The sequence below is a fragment of the Bacillus sp. z14 (2026) genome (assembly GCF_058313575.1).
Genome location: NZ_JBZFQK010000001.1, coordinates 296,040 through 314,608 on the forward strand (window position 1 = coordinate 296,040; position 18,569 = coordinate 314,608).

15 protein-coding genes, 1 tRNA gene and 1 riboswitch are annotated in these 18,569 nt (G+C 36.1%); of the genes, 7 read left to right on the top strand and 9 right to left on the bottom strand.

Going from position 1 to position 18,569, the window contains the following annotated elements; all coding sequences use genetic code 11:
* Positions 1–16 precede the first annotated feature (16 nt).
* From AC4G3O_RS01320 to AC4G3O_RS01340, 5 genes are all read right to left on the bottom strand, one after another.
* Complete coding sequence (locus AC4G3O_RS01320) at positions 17–2,281, bottom strand: ribonucleoside-diphosphate reductase subunit alpha (RefSeq protein WP_491135712.1); 2,265 nt, start codon at positions 2,279–2,281, stop codon at positions 17–19.
* A gap of 167 nt (positions 2,282–2,448) precedes the next feature.
* A riboswitch (cobalamin riboswitch) is annotated at positions 2,449–2,630 on the bottom strand.
* Between the two features lie 86 nt (positions 2,631–2,716).
* On the bottom strand, positions 2,717–4,957 hold the full coding sequence (locus tag AC4G3O_RS01325; RefSeq protein ID WP_066103563.1) for a DEAD/DEAH box helicase: 2,241 nt from the start codon (positions 4,955–4,957) through the stop codon (positions 2,717–2,719).
* A 165-nt stretch (positions 4,958–5,122) separates the two neighbouring features.
* Positions 5,123–5,578, bottom strand: coding sequence for a YueI family protein (locus AC4G3O_RS01330; protein WP_491135713.1), 456 nt, complete (start codon positions 5,576–5,578; stop codon positions 5,123–5,125).
* 379 nt (positions 5,579–5,957) lie between these two features.
* The gene (locus tag AC4G3O_RS01335; RefSeq protein ID WP_066103560.1) at positions 5,958–6,884 is read right to left on the bottom strand and encodes a manganese-dependent inorganic pyrophosphatase; all 927 of its coding nucleotides are present in this window, start codon (positions 6,882–6,884) and stop codon (positions 5,958–5,960) included.
* Between the two features lie 90 nt (positions 6,885–6,974).
* Positions 6,975–9,137 carry a DNA topoisomerase III gene (locus AC4G3O_RS01340; RefSeq protein ID WP_066104290.1) on the bottom strand — a complete coding sequence of 721 codons (2,163 nt, stop codon included), beginning with the start codon at positions 9,135–9,137 and terminating at the stop codon, positions 6,975–6,977.
* Positions 9,138–9,452: 315 nt separating this feature from the next.
* On the opposite strand from AC4G3O_RS01340, the gene AC4G3O_RS01345 reads away from it, so the two are divergent.
* On the top strand, positions 9,453–9,596 hold the full coding sequence (locus AC4G3O_RS01345; RefSeq protein WP_491135714.1) for a hypothetical protein: 144 nt from the start codon (positions 9,453–9,455) through the stop codon (positions 9,594–9,596).
* Between the two features lie 79 nt (positions 9,597–9,675).
* Here AC4G3O_RS01345 and AC4G3O_RS01350 read toward each other — a convergent pair whose 3' ends face one another.
* A complete protein-coding gene (locus tag AC4G3O_RS01350; RefSeq protein ID WP_066103558.1) occupies positions 9,676–10,737 on the bottom strand; it encodes a hemolysin family protein in 1,062 nt (353 codons plus the stop codon).
* 73 nt (positions 10,738–10,810) lie between these two features.
* Positions 10,811–12,118, bottom strand: a complete 1,308-nt coding sequence (locus AC4G3O_RS01355) for a hemolysin family protein (RefSeq protein WP_066103556.1) — start codon at positions 12,116–12,118, stop codon at positions 10,811–10,813.
* Positions 12,119–12,936: 818 nt separating this feature from the next.
* Between AC4G3O_RS01355 and AC4G3O_RS01360 the strand changes: the two genes are divergently transcribed.
* The 5 genes from AC4G3O_RS01360 (at position 12,937) to AC4G3O_RS01380 (ending at position 15,756) form a co-directional block, all read left to right on the top strand.
* Positions 12,937–13,425, top strand: coding sequence for an STAS domain-containing protein (locus tag AC4G3O_RS01360; RefSeq protein ID WP_066103554.1), 489 nt, complete (start codon positions 12,937–12,939; stop codon positions 13,423–13,425).
* A gap of 146 nt (positions 13,426–13,571) precedes the next feature.
* Positions 13,572–13,645 (top strand) — tRNA-Arg (locus AC4G3O_RS01365).
* A 374-nt stretch (positions 13,646–14,019) separates the two neighbouring features.
* Entirely contained in the window at positions 14,020–14,619 is a 600-nt protein-coding gene (locus tag AC4G3O_RS01370) for a DUF6944 family repetitive protein (RefSeq protein ID WP_066103552.1), read from the top strand.
* Between the two features lie 222 nt (positions 14,620–14,841).
* Positions 14,842–15,258, top strand: a complete 417-nt coding sequence (locus AC4G3O_RS01375) for a hypothetical protein (RefSeq protein ID WP_066103550.1) — start codon at positions 14,842–14,844, stop codon at positions 15,256–15,258.
* A 6-nt stretch (positions 15,259–15,264) separates the two neighbouring features.
* Positions 15,265–15,756 carry a hypothetical protein gene (locus AC4G3O_RS01380; protein WP_148629767.1) on the top strand — a complete coding sequence of 164 codons (492 nt, stop codon included), beginning with the start codon at positions 15,265–15,267 and terminating at the stop codon, positions 15,754–15,756.
* A 539-nt stretch (positions 15,757–16,295) separates the two neighbouring features.
* On the opposite strand, the gene AC4G3O_RS01385 is transcribed toward AC4G3O_RS01380, so the two are convergent.
* Both AC4G3O_RS01385 and AC4G3O_RS01390 read right to left on the bottom strand, forming a co-directional pair.
* Positions 16,296–17,384: a copper resistance D family protein gene (locus AC4G3O_RS01385; protein ID WP_139891878.1), complete on the bottom strand. Its 1,089-nt coding sequence runs from the start codon at positions 17,382–17,384 to the stop codon at positions 16,296–16,298.
* Positions 17,385–17,387: 3 nt separating this feature from the next.
* Positions 17,388–17,966, bottom strand: a complete 579-nt coding sequence (locus tag AC4G3O_RS01390; RefSeq protein WP_139891877.1) for a copper resistance CopC family protein — start codon at positions 17,964–17,966, stop codon at positions 17,388–17,390.
* A 226-nt stretch (positions 17,967–18,192) separates the two neighbouring features.
* Between AC4G3O_RS01390 and AC4G3O_RS01395 the strand changes: the two genes are divergently transcribed.
* Positions 18,193–18,534, top strand: a complete 342-nt coding sequence (locus AC4G3O_RS01395; protein ID WP_148629768.1) for a hypothetical protein — start codon at positions 18,193–18,195, stop codon at positions 18,532–18,534.
* The last annotated feature ends 35 nt before the right edge of the window (positions 18,535–18,569 follow it).

Sequence of the window (18,569 nt, forward strand, 5' to 3'; positions counted from 1 at the left end):
TATATTTCCCCCATCCTTATTGGCAGCTTTCGCATTCTTCTATAACAGCGCTTGAAGTAGAACGTACATAGTATGTTGTTTTTAATCCGGTCTCCCATGCAAGCAGATGCAAGTCTAATAAATCACGTGCTTTAATATCATTACGGACATACAAATTAAACGAGATTCCTTGGTCGATATGTTTTTGACGACGTGCATTTTGGAGAATGCTCCATTTTTGGTCAATTAAATAAACGGATTTATAATACCACATTGTCTCCAGATTCAAGTCAGGTGCAGTCACTGGAATACGGTAATTCTTCTTCTCTTCGGAATATTCCCTTCTGAAAATTGGATCAATTCCGGATGTAGAACCGGCAATAATCGCAGTTGAAGAATTTGGTGCTACGGCCATAAGATAGCCATTTCGAATTCCGGATGTATGCACTCTATTTTTCAATTGACTCCAAGCATCTGAATCATAGCCTCTTTGGTCAAAATAAGATCCGGTCTCCCAATCAGATCCTTCAAAAAATGGGTAAGCACCTTTTTCACCAGCTAAATCCACACTTGATTTAATCGTTAAATAAGCGATTTTTTCGTATAATCGGTTACAGTACTCAACGGCTTTCTCTGATTCCCAGGCAATGCCCTCAAGTGCTAATAAATGATGCCAGCCAAATGTCCCAAGTCCTATAGCACGATAATTTTTATTCGTTATATTTGCCTGAATGACCGGGATATTATTTAAATCAATGACATTATCAAGCATTCTCACCTGTATCTTAATTAAGCGTTCAAGGACATCTTCCTTTACAGCTTTGGCAAGGGAGATAGACGAAAGATTACATACAACAAAGTCACCCGGTGTTTTTTCAATAATAATTTTCCCATCCTCGGTTCTTTGTTCAATAACTTTGGTAGCACTTTGATTTTGCATAATTTCCGTACATAAATTACTGCAATATATCATTCCTTTATGGCGATTAGCATTAGAGCGGTTGACCGTATCCCGATAAAACATATAAGGTGTTCCTGTTTCAAGCTGAGAAATCATGATCGCCTTAAACACTTCAATGGCAGGTATTTCTTTTTTGGAAAGCTGCGGATGATTGATACATTCAGTATATTTTTGTCTGAATTGGCCATCCCCTGCTTCTTCATCAAAATAATCTTCAAGAGAATATCCCATTACTTTTCTTACTTCATGCGGATCAAATAAATACCAGGTACCCCGCTCCTTGACCATTTCCATAAATAAATCCGGAATGCAAACACCAGTAAATAAATCATGCGTTCGAAAACGTTCATCCCCATTATTTAAACGCGCTTCGAGGAAGGCAAATATATCCTTATGCCAAACATCCAGATAAACTGCAATGGCACCCTGTCTTTGGCCCAGTTGGTCCACACTGACGGCGGTATTATTTAATTGCTTCATCCATGGTATAACTCCTGAGGAAACACCCTTAAATCCTTTAATATCACTGCCTCGCGCTCTAATTTTCCCTAAATAAACACCTATTCCTCCGCCATTTTTAGATAGATTGGCAATATCGGTGTTTGAATCATAGATACCTTGCAAACTATCATCAACAGTATCGATAAAACAACTGGATAATTGGCCATAGCTTTTCCCAGCATTAGCAAGCGTAGGAGTTGCCACCGTCATATATAGATTGGATAAGGCCCAATATGCTTCTCTTATTAATTTGATTCGCTGTTCTTTAGGCTCATTCATCATTAATGTCATGGCAATAATCATAAACCGTTCCTGAGGAAGTTCATATAAGCTTCCATGATGAGATTTGGCTAAATAGCGATCTGCCAGCGTCCGAATGCCAATATACGTAAACAACTGATCTTTTGATGAATCGATGACTGCTTCGAGTTCATTGATTTCGTCTTCCGTATATTCATTTAACAATGCTGGATTATAAATCCCCATATCAGTCAATAGTTCAACAAGCTGATGAAAGCTCCCATATTTGTGTGTTAAATCATATCCCCGGCTTTTTGAAGCTTTATCATATAACTGGTCTAAATAAATAGTTGCCGCCACAAATGTCCAATCAGGCTCATCAGCAGAGATACGCTCTACGGCGCTTAGTACCAGTAAATTCACCAACTCTTTCTTGCTATAGTCAGACTTATACTCAAGTGCTGTCTTGATTTTTTCTAAGTATTCCTCTGCTGAATAAATAGATGTATAGGAACTAACACATTCCTTTATGTATGTTTCTATGCTTTTTAAATTTATGACTTCCAGACTTGCATAGTTTGATTCGTAAGATACTGCCATACTAATTTCCCCCTTATTGTTTGCCGATAAATCGATTAAAAACGTCTGTTCCCTCCACGCAAAAAATCCCATTGCCTAAAAATAAGCAATGGGAAAAGAAATAATAACAAGATTGAACTGTTCAATATTGCTATTTCATCCGTTCCACCCTCATTGCTCCCGATAAAGGCAAACCAGTGAAAAAGGCAGGTCTCCTGACTCATGCTTCGCTTTACTCTAAGTCCTTCCCATAGATTTCTCTACAGTGGTTTACTTATTTCATCAGCATTTACAGTTGCGGGTACAGTTCCGGATTTTAACCGGATTCCCTATTAAGTCGTAATACGACACCTTAAACACGTTAAAATCAATATATAGTATTTTAGATATAAAATGATAACAACATATAGAATTATAAATCTTATATGTGAAAATAGCAACTAAAATTCCGACAATTTATTTAGGCAATTGCTGGAGAAATTGATTGATAAATGCTTCGGATTCCAATCGAATTCCAATGTATGGCGGATGAACACGTTTATTGGCTTCAAGAGGAACCCCCAACCACAATACTTTTTGGTCAAGGATGACAAATGTGAAGCTTGGCCCATTCTGAAGATGGATATCCGGATCCAAATAGGAATGGGAATCTGGAGAATACATCATCAGTCTTGTTCTTGAGTTCCTCGTCTTCACTCTTTGAACAAAATCCGATGATAACACACTGGAATTTGGCAAGGAAAGGATAATGGAAGATTGGGCTTTTTTTAAATCCTGATAGAACCCTTCCAAATTTCTTGCATAAATCCATTGTAATTTTGGATGATGGTTGGCAATCCATTTGCCTATTTGATCCATATTGACCATTTGATTCCGTTTCATTTGATATTGAACGAGCTGATGAAGAGTTTTTGTATGCGAAACTTTTGATTCTATAAACTCCACATCGCTGACATGAATCAGTTTCCCTTTTGTTCTGGTAATTGCAACATTTAACAGCCGTTCACTTTCCCTGCCCGTTAAAAGCATCCCTGCCCGATTTTGCGGATAACTATCTACACTATCAAATACCATTACTTCCCGTTCACTTCCCTGGAAACGATGGACAGTGGCAGCCAATATATCATGCAGGCCGTTCTCTTCCTCATATAGATCTTTAATTAATGTTTCCATCAATTGTGCCTGCGCACGATAAGGGGTTGCATAACCGATTGATTTACTCCCATTGCTGTAGGCTTCATGAATAACCTGAAAGGATAACAATAGATTCATCAAATTCATTCTAGAACCAGAGGAAGTGCCCGTAAAGCAGTGTTCCCCTGTGAAGCTCGTATTTAACAGTACGGAAGCACGATCTACAAAAGGTGTCTTTGAAACGATATCTTTTTTATTTATATGAACACTTGGATGATCGCCAACCAGTGAATTATAAACATATTGGTTCGTAAAAGCGGAGATATCCGGATGCATTCTCCTCTGTTCCTTTAATAAAAACAAATGAGTATGAAGTTTTCCCCCACGTGCAATATCAGCAACACCGGCACGATGGAAGATGTCCTCCTTCAGCCAGCGGTCTACAAGCTCTCCCCTCGAAACCGCAATAGGAGGTAATTGCTTAAAATCCCCACAAATAATACAACGCTTGGCAAGTGCGCCGGCAAAGGCAATTTGCGGGATAAAGGCCATACTGGCTTCATCAATGATAACTAGATCATACTCTTGTTCAAAAATACTCGGGTCCATTGCTGCTTTCGCCAAGGTAGTCCCAACAATGAAGGCATTTTTGACTAAATGAATTTCTTTTTGCCTTATTTTCTCTAAGATTCTGCCCAGTTTTTTTTCAAGGTCAAGAAGCTGCTCCGAGTCACGTACGCTAAAAGACAGAGACAGATCTTTTTTTAGCAGTTTCTTTTCTTCATTAATCGAATCCCTTTCCTTCACTAAATGTCCATCATGACTTTCCAATAATTTAGCCGGCAATATATCCCCATGCATCAGAAGACCCTCACCAGTTTGAGAGCCGTAACGTAAAATATCTCCTTCATGAAAACGATCCGCTCGTTTAACAAATGCCGTAATTTCGGCAAGCAGGACATCCACAGCCTGATTACTGTGAGAGAGAACTAATATACGTTTCTTTTTAAAATATTTATTGGCTGCCGTTCGTGCTAAAGTATACGTTTTTCCTGTACCAGGCGGTCCCCAAACATATGTGACCGGGTTATATTTTGATCTGGCATATAATTCGCGTACCGCGCTTTTACTTGTTTTGTCCGTTCGTTTATCAGGCATGGAAGGCTCCATGATCCGTTTAACCCGACTTCTTTTCCGCTTACTTTTCCTGATATCATCCAGTCTTTCAATCAGCTGATCTAAAAGTTCCCATGGGTCATGATAAATCGTAGCCTCTTCAATCAATTCACCTATTGATTGTTCAAGAGACAGAAGCAAACTATTGCCCTCAGAGGATAGGATTCTGGCATCAAACCGACTCCCGCCCCATTCCAGCTTAGCAATCGTTCCAACAGGTATACGCAAAATACTGGATGACTCAAAATAGTACGTAAAAGAATCACCTGACATAATCTTATTGCCATTCATCAGGTGATAGCGGGTACTTCCATATTTTTTTAAATACTGAATCTCTTCTTCAAGTGCTTCCTGCCATTCTTCAATATACTCTTGTGTTGAATTCATTCTTTGTGCCCCTCAAATCATAAACCTAAATTATCTCTAATTTGATAACTATACCATACAAACTAAAACTAGAATAGTCGATGGCACATACTCACCTAACCGAAACATGCATCCAGACACCGTATTGTTTCTCGTATTAAGGGGTGCACAGTTATGACATTTTGTTTATGATTTTTTTGTAAAGAGTTGCTTAAGTGATTCAAAAAAACCTGTCTTTTTTTCTGTCTCCTCAGTATTAGTTTCTTCCTGTGCCGGTTCTTCTAATGTAATGTTATCGTTATTAATTGCATGATCATAGGCCAATACCAAACCATTAGGTGAATTATAGTCTTTATTGGTCACGATTTTAAATTGAATCCCATGTTCATCTGCTGCTTTAACGAATTTCGATAGATGGGAATAATTAATGTGGCCATTTAAATAAAGCTTAGCGTCCTTATTTTTTTTCAATAGGTCAATAAATCCATGTGGGATTTGTTTTTGAAAAACCTGAGCCTGTGTTAATGCGACAACCACACGTTCACGTAAGCTCCCAAGAAATTCTTTCCGTTCAGCAGGCTTTATTTCTTTAACGCCATGTATCCCTTCCTGTAAGTAATCATCTACTGTTTTCTTATTCATTTTATTTCCTCCTTGAATACTAATTAACATATGTAAATCGTTCTTAACTTGAGCTTATGTATTAGTTTGGTTAAATGCCTTCTCAACGATTCCCTATTCGGAAAACCTGATTATTATCTTTACTATTTTTTGATTGATCTGCCTGCATTATGTATTTTAAAGCTCGCTATTTGTGTACCATTATTGATATGTCCAATCGACACTCTGGATATGAATATATAAAAAGGCACCTGTTAAAAACAGGTGCCTTGTTCGAAAAAATTGAGGCGAGTCACCACACTCCACATAGTGTGTACCATAAGGTATGTGCTCGACTTACACAATTCAGCTCATCGCATATATTAATATAACATCATGCCAGAAATTTTGCAAGTAAAATTTACGATAATGCTTCTGTTAATGCTGGAACTACCTGTTTCTTACGGGAAACAACCCCTTTTAGAACAGCTGTATTATTTACCAATGTTACATGGAAAGCTTTTTCAACAGCTGCAGCTTTATCACCAATAGCAAGGGCAACAGAATCATTTGTTAGGATATCTGTTACAACTAATAGAAATAAATCCAGACCCTTTTCATTAATAGCTGCCTGCATAGCTGCTTCGAGTTCAGCTTGCTTCGCCATTACATCGTTTGTATCAACTGCATTCACTTGTGCAATTTCTACTTTTGATGTGCCCATGGAGAACTCTTTAGCATCCAAAGAAATTAATTCTGCAATAGTTTTCTTGCTTAAATCTGCTCCAGCTTTTAACATTTCCAATCCGTATTCTTCTGCATTAACACCAGCTATTTCAGCCAATTCTTTTGCAGCAGCAACATCTTGCTCCGTGCAAGTTGGAGATTTAAATAATAAAGAATCAGAAATAATAGCGGATAACATTAAGCCAGCTACTTCTTTTTTGATTTGAATTCCGTTTTCTTTGTATAGCTTATTTAAAATGGTTGCTGTACATCCAACCGGCTCAGCACGGTAATACAATGGATCAGCTGTTTCGAAATTTGCAATACGGTGGTGATCAATAACCTCTAATACTCGAACCTGATCGATATCATCCGCACTTTGCTGTCTTTCATTGTGGTCTACAAGAATAACTTCCTGTGTTTCTTCCGCAACCTTCTCAACCAAACGGGGAGCTGCCACTTTAAATGTATCAAGTGCATATTGTGTTTCACCATTAATCGCACCAAGTCGAATCGGTTCTGCTTCAACACCCAACTCTTTTTTTAATTCAGCATAAGCGATTGCTGAACAAATTGTGTCAGTATCTGGATTTTTATGTCCAAAAATCAATACTTTACTCATTTACAAAAACTCCCTTAATATAATATGTACTCCATTTACCAGCGCAAATGGAAACTTCTTCGACCATTATACCTGAATGCACAAAAATTTTTAAGTTTTTGGAGCAATTTCATTTGAAAACAGGAAATTAATTTTACCGTCCTTCCATTCAATCGCCGCGTCAAATGATTTTTCTCCTTTTTTAAACCCTTTTATGACATTGGTTTTCCCATCTTTTAATAATTTCTGCATATTGGTTTGGGAAATCTTTTTTCCAAGGATTTTTTTCGAAAATGTAAATTTACACTGGTTTTGCTTATAATTCGCACATCCATAAAATTCACCCTTATCGACTATATCCCCTTTACACAGCGGACAGGCGCCTACCTTTTTCCCTGTTGTAAACTTAGAAGAGGTACGTTCAATCGTTTCAACCTTTAATCCTGTAAAATCCCAGGTTTCAAAGCCTTTTACAGCATCCTCAATAATCTTCCCCGTTAATTTCTTTGTCTGCTCCATAAATTGAGCAGCTGATGCTTTCCCTTGCCCGATTTCGGCCAAGCGCTGCTCCCATTTAGCTGTCATTTCAGGTGAAGCCAATATCTCGTCGCCTATCGCTCTGATCAACACTTTCGCTTTATCAGTCGCAAATACTTGATTCTTTTTAACATCTATATATTTTCTATCCTTCAGCATCGTAATAATTCCCGCTCTTGTTGCCTCCGTTCCCAGTCCTTCTGATTTCATTAGCACTTTTTCGAGTTCTTCATTATCAAGATGCTTACCGGCCGTTTTCATTAACGTAATTAATTGTCCCTCGGTATATCGTTTAGGCGGTTGCGTTTTTCCTTCTTTTACTTTAACGCTTTTCACTTTACCTTCATCATCTTTTTGGACATTCGGAAGGATGGTATCTTCATCCTTTTCTTGCTGGAAAATAATTTGTCGCCAGCCTTCTCGTATTTGCTGCTTTCCTTTTGAAATGAACTCTGCTCTTCCATCAACTAATGTTATGAGGGTTGTATAGTCAAATATGGCTGATTCATAGTGAGCAGCAATCAAACGACGCACAATTAAATCATAGATATTCCTTTCTTCTCCTGAAAGCTTGGCTGGATTCGTCACCTGTTCAGTAGGAATAATCGCATAGTGATCCGATACTTTCTTTTCATTAACAAACCTAGAGTTATTGATAATGGATTCGTTTGGAACGGGTATGAATGATTTATATTCCTCGAACTGAGCAAGTTTCGATAGGATCTCCGGGAATGTTTCCGCCTCTCCTTTAGTCACGTAGTTTGAATCACTCCGCGGATAAGAGACAATTCCCTTTTGATACAGTTTTTGCGTGATATCCAGCGTTTGTTTTGGTGAGTACTTATACATTTTATTGGCGGTTGCCTGTAAGGCCGATAAATTAAATAATAAGGGCGGCTGGAATTCTTTACGCTCCGTCTTCATTTCTATAATTTTCGCATCTTTATTTTTACAAAAAGCTGCAATATTTTGAGCCATCTCCTGCTTATCCAGTCTGGACTCCTGATCCTTTTCCCATTTTCCTTCATAAGTCTGCCCATTTATATCAAACGTAGCAATGACTTCCCAAAATGGCTTAGATTCAAATTTTTCAATCTCCAATTCCCGTTTCACTATTAAAGCTAGTGTAGGTGTCTGTACTCTTCCTGCAGAGAATACATCATTCATCCCTTTTTGTTTAAGCAGCAAGGAATAGGCTCTTGATGCATTCATGCCAACAAGCCAATCTGCACACGATCTTGTATAGGCTTCATGATAGAGAGGTATGGTTTCCTGGCTGTCACGGAGGCTGTTAAATCCTTCTAATATGGATTTTTTCGTTAAAGAAGAGATCCATAAACGCTTCATCGGTTTACGAACGCCGCTCACCGCAATAATATTGCGTACGATTAATTCACCCTCCCTCCCAGCATCACCTGCATGAATAATTGATTCGACATCTGGTCGCTTCAATAATTGCTTGATAATGTTAAATTGCTTCGTTTTTGATTTTGTTACTTCATATGTAAATTTATCAGGGATTATTGGCAAAGTGGCAATAGCCCATCTTTTCCACTCCGGTTTATATTTCTCCGGTGAGGATAATTCGGTTAAATGTCCGATGGCCCATGAACATAATGCCCCTTCCGGAAATACTTCATTAGGAGCAATCTCTAAATACCCGTCCCTTTTTTTGAAAGAGAATGGAGATGCCAGTGTAACTCCTTGATCCGGTTTCTCCGCAATAATCAATGGGATTCCCATTTTCAGGTCAAACTCCTTCTATGAAAATTTGTTCATTACTTTAGCTTAAGAATCTAATTAAAAAAGTCCACTTGCTAATAGTATCATTTTTATTGTTTTTTTAAAGATACTTCTATTTTACTACAAGGTTTCTGAAAAGTTTAAACTGGTAATTGATGGATAACTTTGATTGATTAGAGTATAATTAAAAAGCATATATATCTTCGTAACTCATTTACTATTAACTTTTCACCGAAATTTAGGCTATTTTATAGATAAAAGTTTTGAGGACATTACTAATAGATCAAATTAAATAAAGGAGGTATTTGTATGGAGACTGAGCATCTTCCTCAAATAAAGAAGGCATTGCTTAACTCATGGTCTTTAAAATCAAGCTCTAAATGGTCTTCGGACACCAATGAATCTCAGTATAATTACTTAAAACAAGCAGTATTCCACTATTTAAATGCATAAAAAAGAGGCACCGATAAGTCTTACAAACGACTCAACGGACAGCCTCCCTCCTTCTACATACTATTGAACGAACTTGCCATTAAGTTGCAGGCAGTTCATCTCCATTGTATTCATCTTTAATTTCTCCAACAATTTCTTCTAAAATGTCTTCCATCGTGACCAAGCCGGCTATAGTGCCTTTTTCATCTACAACGATAGCCATGTGCACCCGACTCTGCTGCATTTTTAATAATACATCCTTGATATGAGTAGTTGATTTCAAACGCGGCATATCATGAATAAAATCCTGAATCGGTCTTTCACGCCCTGCTGCTATATTTGTCAGCATTTCTTTTGTGTTAATAAATCCAACCAGAAGATCTTTATCGCTATTTTCCGTAACAGGATAGCGAGTATATTCATAGCGATCAAGCGTTTCAAGAATTTCTTCAAGAGACATTTGCTTATCCAAAGTGACAATTTGATTTCTTGGAATCATAATATCTTTTAAAATACGTTCATCAAATGCAAAAATGTTCTCTAGATAAGCCAGCTCAGTTTGATTTATCTCTCCGCTCTCATAACTTTGAGTGACAATTAGTTTCAATTCTTCTTCCGAATGGACTGTATCATGTCCAGCAGGCTGTACACCAAAAATTCGAAGGATAAATTGCGCAGAACCATTTAATGCATTAATAAAAGGTTTTGTTACTCTTCCGAACCAATATAGCGGCGGCGATAAAAGCAAGGATAATCTTTCTGCAAATTGGATCGCCAATGTTTTAGGAGCAAGTTCACCTATAACAACATGCAAGAACGTGACGATCGTAAGAGCAATTACATAGGACAGGACAGTAGATACTGAATCTGAGATCCCCCATTCATCAAATACGGGATGGAGCATTTTTTCGACTGTTGGTTCCCCCAACGCACCTAATATTAATCCTGTAACCGTAATACCCAACTGACATGCTGACAGGTAATAGTCTAGATTTTCTGCAACTTTTTTGGCAAGAACCGCCTTTTTGTTGCCTTCAGATATCAATTGTTCAATTCTGGACATCCTTACCTTCAAAATGGCAAATTCAGCACCAACAAAGAATGCAGTAAGCCCAATAAATATAGCTACTAAAAATAAATTTAAAGCGATTGATCCGTCCAATTATTTCCCCCAAAAAGGGGGATTCACCTCCAAGAATAGTAAAAAAATTTGTTGTTCCAATATTTTCATTTGATTATTTCTTGACATTTTGAGTAAACAATACTTGTTTAATTTGGTGGTTATCCATTTCCTTTACAGCCCATAGATGCTTACCATGCTCCAATGAGTCTCCATTTTGAACAGTATCAATTTTTTGATATTGAATCCAGCCTCCAACTGTATCTATATCTTCACTGTCCTCAAACTCTAAACCAAACAGTTCCTCCATCTCACTCAAAAGGACTCGTCCATTAATCATATATTGGTTTTCTCCGACTTTACGGATATCGGCCACTTCATCAGCGTCAAACTCATCGCGGATTTCTCCCACAATTTCTTCCAGAACATCTTCCATCGTAAGAATTCCTGAAGTGCCTCCGTATTCATCAATGACTAAAGCCATATGTACCCGTTCCTGTTGCATTTTCAACAGTGCATCCTGTATATGGGTTGCTTCAAGAACATAAGGCAAGTCTCTAACAAATTCTTCAAGTTTACGTTCTCTTTTGGCAGCAATATGAGTCAGCATTTTTTTCACATTTACTACACCGACAATCTTGTCTTTATCCCCATCTTCAACAACCGGATAACGTGTGTAGTTATGTTCATCAATAATACTCACGATTTCGTCATAATTCATATTCAAATCGAGCGTAACCAATTCAGTTCTTGGAACCATAATATCCTTGGCAACACGTTCATCAAACGAAAACACGTTTTCCATGTATTCCAATTCCGTTTGATCAATTTCCCCGCCCTGAAAGCTTTGAGTCATAATAATCTTTAGTTCTTCCTCAGAATATGCCTCTTCATGTCCAGCAGGTTTGACTCCAAATGCACGAAGAATGACTCTCGATGTCCCATTCAAAGCTTTAATGAATGGTGACAGCACTCTGCCAAACCAATATAAAGGCGGCGCAAGCATTAGTGTGAGTTTTTCGGCAAATTGGATCGCAAGCGTTTTTGGTGCCATTTCCCCCACTACAACATGCAAGAAAGTAACCAGTATAAATGCAATCGCATAGGACGATGCTGATGCAACAGCATCAGACACATTAAAAAGATTAAACAAAGGATACAATAGACCTTCCACCGCTGGTTTACCCAGTGCACCAAGTCCTAAAGTGGTTACGGTAATACCAAGCTGACAGGCAGAAAGATAGTAATCAAGGTCACTTGCTACTTTTTTCGCAAGCACTGCTTTTTTGTTTCCTTCTGAAATTAATTGATCAATACGGGACATCCGAATTTTTACTACCGCAAACTCAGATGCTACAAAGAACCCTGAGGCTCCTATTAGTACTACAAGTAAAACAAGATTGATTATCGTGGTTATGTCCAATTATTTCCCTCTTAAGAGGGATTCACCTCCAAATTATTTTTAAAAATTTTTACTAGTTTCATAGTTTTTTACGTTTTGTTATTAGTTTTGGTTACATCCTTATAATCTCTAAATACTCTTCTGCATGCAAAAGACCAAACCGAGAATGTTATATGCTCTCAAATTGGGTGAAAATATAATTAAAAGTAGAAATTAATCGTTATCCTTCCTTACCATGGTAGGACACGATTCAAGAAGAGTTAAGCGGAAGATCCTTCTCTATTGAAAAACATCTTTAAAAGGAGTCTGTTGCATTGGATTATCATTCTAAGCCTTTCACCTTCTATCAAGTAAGCCTCCTTGAATAATATAGTTAAAAAAAACTATAACATAAAACTAATGATAATATAAAATGAAACCACTTATGAATATAATAAACCTCATCTAAAAGTTCAAAAAACTTTCACATATTTTATTAAAATAACATCCTTTGAGTACTAAACAATCCTAATAAAAAGGCAATAAACCTTTATTTGTTTATAATTTAGATAATCCTATAAAAATATCCATTTCAAAATTATTATTGGGTTTATAGTTTTTTGTATACGTAAATGCAAATATATAACTCTACAGAATCTTTAGCAGTACTCTAAAAATATTTTTATACTGTGTAGATGTAAACTCTAGGTCTAAACAATCCACCCTTATATATAGTATTCTTATCAGTCGGTTTAATTTCGAAGTTTTTTTAAAAATAAAGGATTTACTTGTGTTACTACCGAATTAAACAATAATATACCTGAAGTCAATGTATATATTTTATATAAGCGAGGTTGAAGATGGAGACTAACGAAAAAGAATTACTTCTTAAGCAAATAAATGATTTAACCGAGAAAGTCAGGGAGTTGGAAGCTAAGGACCGTAAAGTTTCAGTCCCGATGATCGCTTCCATCATACCCGACACCTTACTTGTTCCTTTAACTTTTGATGTTTCAGTAGCCTACTTTGATCAGGTTATTCAAATCATATTAAATTATGTAAACAACTCAGAAATCGATTCCATTGTACTTGATTTTTCCGGTTTCGTTCTAAAAGATTGTGATAATTTAGAACTGATGGGTGAGAATATAGGAAACTTAATATCCTCCTTAAAAGTGATGGGAATACAAGTCCTTGTTGTAGGATTATCACCAGAATTTGTAAAAGACTTAGTCTCTTCCCAATTACCTTTTACCAATTCACTACATGCATTCTCAACCTTTAAAACAGCACTGGAATGTTTAATGAAAGAAAAGGGTCTTATTATGGTAAAGGAATCACTGAAATAGATCGAGATTTCAGTGATATGGAATTTAACACCCTATAACATTTTCCGTAATAAACAAAATCATATTTATTAATTTAGAATATTAATTGGTTAATAAAGTTGACCTTTAGTAATAAAATTATTATAATTATAAAGTATCTTACATAAGTCCCAGTAGCTCAGCAGGATAGAGCAACAGTTTCCTAAACTGTAGGTCGGAGGTTCGAATCCTCTCTGGGACGTACGAAAAGCCTTGATTTATCAAGGCTTTTTTTTGTGTGTAAAGTAGCTGTCTAACGTTTGCCGATAATCTGCCGAAAACAATAGATGAGATTATACATTTTGAAATATTTCTAGTGGTGTCCCAATGTCGGTTGGTCGGGCAGCCCCCCAACTTATTACTTTTATGCTTACATATATAAGTAGGTACATTTCCTTCAAATTTCTCGCTATTATAAAAAACAAAGTTCATATTCATCACTTTTATTTACATCCTTCTTGAAGAAATTCTGGAAATAGGACCATGCTGCATGAATTTTTCGTTATTTAATTTAGCAGAACATAAATTTACATATTTGAATACGATGGTGTATGACTAAAACCACAAATTAAGTTGGTGATTCAAATAGAAACCAAAACACAGATTACAACAGGTGCAATGTGGGTAGGCGCGTTTGGCAGAATTGTAACTGCTATTGGGAATACACCACCTATATCACTCGATAATAAGGCCTCATCTGATATCAATTTAATTGGTTACAATCTTCAGCTTGCGGCTACGACAGTCCTGGTTGACACTGAGAGCGTCCTGACACTAAATAAAGTTGGTAATATAATTCAGGCGGGCGGCTTGTCTGCGGAAGTGGCCGGTTATATCCTTCCATTTAGTGATTCAAATGCACAACAAACCGTATTCAATATAGGAAATGAAGGACAAGCATTGGGCACGGTTTTGTCTTTTATGTATTCATTGGAAAGAATCACCAAACTTGCTAATCTATATAATGCATTCGGAGGTTTGTTACAAACCATTGGGATTAATATGTTAGTAATAGCGGGATTTTTACCATCAACCAGTCTTAAGAGACAGCAATTCAATTCCATAGGCAGCTGGATACAAGCTATTGGTGCTATCATCCAAGCAATCGCTCAAACAATAAGTGAGTCGGATCTTTCCAAATTTCAAACCGTTAATTCAGTTGTATACTATAAATAGATAAAATTGCATTTCTTTATAAATAGAGGCGTTCCAAAAAGTCATGTTGACGATTTATTGGAACTCCTTTTTTATTTGGTGGAATATTACAATTCATATATTAATCATTTGAAAAAAGACATCTGTAATCACAATGGCATCCAGATTATATACTCTTGGAACTTCTTTAATCTTTGGGCATATATTGTTTTAACTTACTTTATAGATCAAAGGGGAAAAGATATGGCAAACACTATAAAACAATATGGGCATGCTCTTCAATTAGCCGGCGGTAACTTAGTCTATATATCAAATAAAATCTATCCACAGTTTGCTGATAATGGTTTAATCATAAACCCAGAACAATACTATATAGATTTAAAAAATGCAGTAAATGTTGCACAGACTAGCGTTCTTTGTTTAGAAAATACAATTCCTCCCTCATTTTTAGTCATTGAACATACTCAACTAGTATCATCCTTCCAAGGGATTCTAAATTGCCTAAACAACGTATTTAACACTGATAGTATGGATCATTTATTTGAATTAAATGAAATAGAACTTGAGAAAGATTTTTCATCATTAAAAAGAATTCAAGAGGATTTAAATCAAACTACATTAAAAGTTATGGAGAAAATCAGGCTACAATCAAGTAGGTGATTAGAGTTGATTAAAAAGGACTCAGAAAATCAATTTATCGAATCTTTGCCTGTTGAATTTGGAGATAAGGTTGATTTATTTGGCCAAATGATTGTCACAATAGGTAACCTTCTTACAGTTCTCGGCATCAGCTTTGAGGCAAGCGAAGTTGAGGAAATTGAAGAAGAAGAGCAATTAGAAAATACGGCAGATTCTTCTCCCCCCCCTGACCAGGCCAATGAATCCAACTTAGGTTTTATCCTTGCATTAATTGGAGCAAGTACTATAACAATTGGTGATTTAGTATCTATTGGCGGTACTTTTCTGGATATAAAACAATCAGAATTAAATGAAAAGAATGAGCAAACATACAGGGAAGAACAAAACAAACAATTTAAAAAAATCGAGAACCAGATTACCCTATTGCAAAATGATGTGAATGCTTTATTTTCGTTAGTTAATTCATTAAAAAATGAAGTTAGTCATATACAAAATTTTTTATATGCTAGATATAATTAAATGTATTTCCACACGTTTCTTTATCTCAATGGGATATATCCTATATCCTCACAATCGAATCAGCTATATACTTATCTTTATAATTTCAGATAGTACCATACAATAAGCTCCACATGTTTTTGAGCATAGTTGTGAGTAAATTGCAATTAATAGTCTGTATGCATATATCCATAAATAATTTTTATATTTCTCATTAATAAAAACGTCCTATAAATGCCTAGGACGTTCCTATTCATTATGCTTCTGCTGACTTTCGTTTCGTAAGAACGAATATAAAATATAGTTGGCAAAGCGATTAAATCTTTTTTGCTTGATGACCACACCCTATGAATACTTTGTAGTTATTCGTTACTCTATTGCTTCACGTTTAATCACCGATTTAATCGCTTTTTCAATTTCAGCGTAGCCCGTACATCGACATATATTCCTTATATAGAAAAAGGCCAATCCATTCATGAATGGCACCCATTTTGTTAAAAATAAACTCATTTTATAATCGCTAACTTAAAACCTACGGAAAAATTTATAATAATTCCCTTTTAACTAACACTCATGATCAAAGCCAAATAGCTTGAAAGGACAAAGAAGATACTAAGCACTAATGTAATCATTGATGAAGCTTTTTTAATAAACGCATAAAATAGCAAGGCTAAAAATAGAAAAGCAATAGTAATAAGTAAGATACTGATTGAATTTACACTCATCTGAACATCCATTCCTGAATAATACTGACCTTGATAAAAGAGTTCGAATAGAAAAGATAATCCTTCATGTTCCAATGTACCTGCACTTGGCGGTGATTGCTGGCTCATTGCAGCAGTTGCCGAAAAAATCAGTAGTGCTACTATACTTTCGGCTTTCACCCAGGGAACTGGATTAAAGGTTTCGTCCTCCCTTAACCTCCGTCGAATGAGTATGCCATTAACGAAAGCGTAGGCAAGCAGCACCATAATAAGAATATGTTTTATCAATAAAAATTGTCCATAATCAACCATCCAAGAATTTGGATATTGCGATAGATCTATAACAAATGTCATAAGGACTATTCCTGAAGCAGCTGTCACTAGGACACAACTAATTGCGATTGGGGTAAACCATCGCAAAAACTGCAGCCAATTCTCTTGATTTTTTGAGAACCAACTTATAACAAATAGAATACCAACCCAGACCGTTACAGCAGTAACATGCACAAAATGAGTTAAAAAACCGATGATCTGTTCCGATGTACTTGCATGACTGGACCAAGCAAGGCCCATAATCAAAAGAATGGTTAAAATACATCCAATCCAAGAGTATTTAGAATCTTCTCTTTGGTGAAATTTAGCAATAAACAGGAGTAAAATTAACATCACAATAGTTGTAAAAATCCATGCCTTGCCAATTTCGAACGTTAATAATACCGTTTGTATTCTCCCCTGCCAGTCTACTCTTTGCTGTAAGTTCAAGATTCGAATGAGTACGGGTGAAAAAGAAAATAATCCAACACCAATGGCAGCTAAGATCATATATTTCTTTCCTACAGATATGCTAGGCCGATGATGGTTTGGAACAATGGATAGAATAAAACTGCCCATTAATATGGAAAGACAAAGATATAGGGCAACTTCGCTAAAAATTACAGAGGACATTGTTTATTTTTTTCTCCTTAATGCAATAAAGGTGATTATAATAGTGACTATTAAAACACCGATAATAATAGGAACGAGATTGGATGATATATCATTTTCTGTTTGATCATTAGCAACATTTTCATTCGAATCCTGTTCATTTAAACCATCTTGATTTCCTTCATGATTTTCTACATTTTTACTCACTTGTTCTTCCTCATCGTTATTAGCTAGTGGAGATTCAGTCTCAGCAATTTTCACCTCGAATGAAAACTCCCCTTCCATTTGATGGCCATCTGCACTAATAATATTCCAATCAACAACATAATTTCCATTTATCAAACTAACAGGAATTGTTCCTGTAATTTCAGTGTCCGTGATCGTAATATTTTCAACTGAAACAGCTTGTTCCTTGGAATCCAATAGTTTAAAAGTACTGCCTTGTTCAATTTTCCCACTAAATATTAATGTTATTTCACGTAACTCTTCTGAAATAACTTCTCCGTCACTAGGTGTAGAACTCTCTAAATGAGAATGCGCAAAAGCATCAGGTACAAAAGAAACCATTAACAGTACTGCGATGATTAGTATAATTTTCTTCAAAACATTTCCCCCTGTTCGTAATTTCTTGAAATCAATTCTAATTATTGCAAAGTTTACATGTATCCCAAATAATAAGATAAGCGTATTCAGACTTATTTGTAAATTATAGATTACAATAGGTTTGATAATTTAAGGAACCCCTCACTATAATATAGGAAATAAAGAAAACAAAGAAGTCATTTACCTTTATTTAGAAGTCACACAATTAACAAGGAGATTATAAACTATGAAATATATTTGCCCCGTATGCGGTCATAAAGGGCTTGATGAACCCGCTTATTATGATTCCAAACAGTTACAAGTGGGTTCTTTTGAAATATGTTCTTGTTGCCGGTTCGAATATGGTGTAGATGATGATGTGGAATTGGAAAGCGGAGAATTTTTACCCGTAAGAGATGTACACAATATCTATCTTACAGTGTGGCTGAATTTAGACGCACATGTCGCCTCACCTTATTACTATCCAACTTACTGCCAAGAGAACGGGAAAGTGAAGCCAGAACATTTAGAAAAGCAATTAAAGAATATAGGTATAAACACATTTGGAAGACCGATACATGAAGTATAAAGTTAACCATATTGATTTTGCTTAAACAAAAAAAA

Excerpts from the sequence above, each read along its gene's own strand:
- AC4G3O_RS01325 (WP_066103563.1), bottom strand. The coding sequence starts at position 4,957 with ATGAATTCAACACAAGAGTATATTGAAGAATGGCAGGAAGCACTTGAA.
- AC4G3O_RS01360 (WP_066103554.1), top strand. The coding sequence starts at position 12,937 with ATGGAGACTAACGAAAAAGAATTACTTCTTAAGCAAATAAATGATTTA.
- AC4G3O_RS01320 (WP_491135712.1), bottom strand. The coding sequence starts at position 2,281 with ATGGCAGTATCTTACGAATCAAACTATGCAAGTCTGGAAGTCATAAAT.
- AC4G3O_RS01395 (WP_148629768.1), top strand. The coding sequence starts at position 18,193 with ATGAAATATATTTGCCCCGTATGCGGTCATAAAGGGCTTGATGAACCC.
- AC4G3O_RS01345 (WP_491135714.1), top strand. The coding sequence starts at position 9,453 with ATGGAGACTGAGCATCTTCCTCAAATAAAGAAGGCATTGCTTAACTCA.
- AC4G3O_RS01335 (WP_066103560.1), bottom strand. The coding sequence starts at position 6,884 with ATGAGTAAAGTATTGATTTTTGGACATAAAAATCCAGATACTGACACA.
- AC4G3O_RS01375 (WP_066103550.1), top strand. The coding sequence starts at position 14,842 with ATGGCAAACACTATAAAACAATATGGGCATGCTCTTCAATTAGCCGGC.
- AC4G3O_RS01330 (WP_491135713.1), bottom strand. The coding sequence starts at position 5,578 with ATGAATAAGAAAACAGTAGATGATTACTTACAGGAAGGGATACATGGC.
- AC4G3O_RS01385 (WP_139891878.1), bottom strand. The coding sequence starts at position 17,384 with ATGTCCTCTGTAATTTTTAGCGAAGTTGCCCTATATCTTTGTCTTTCC.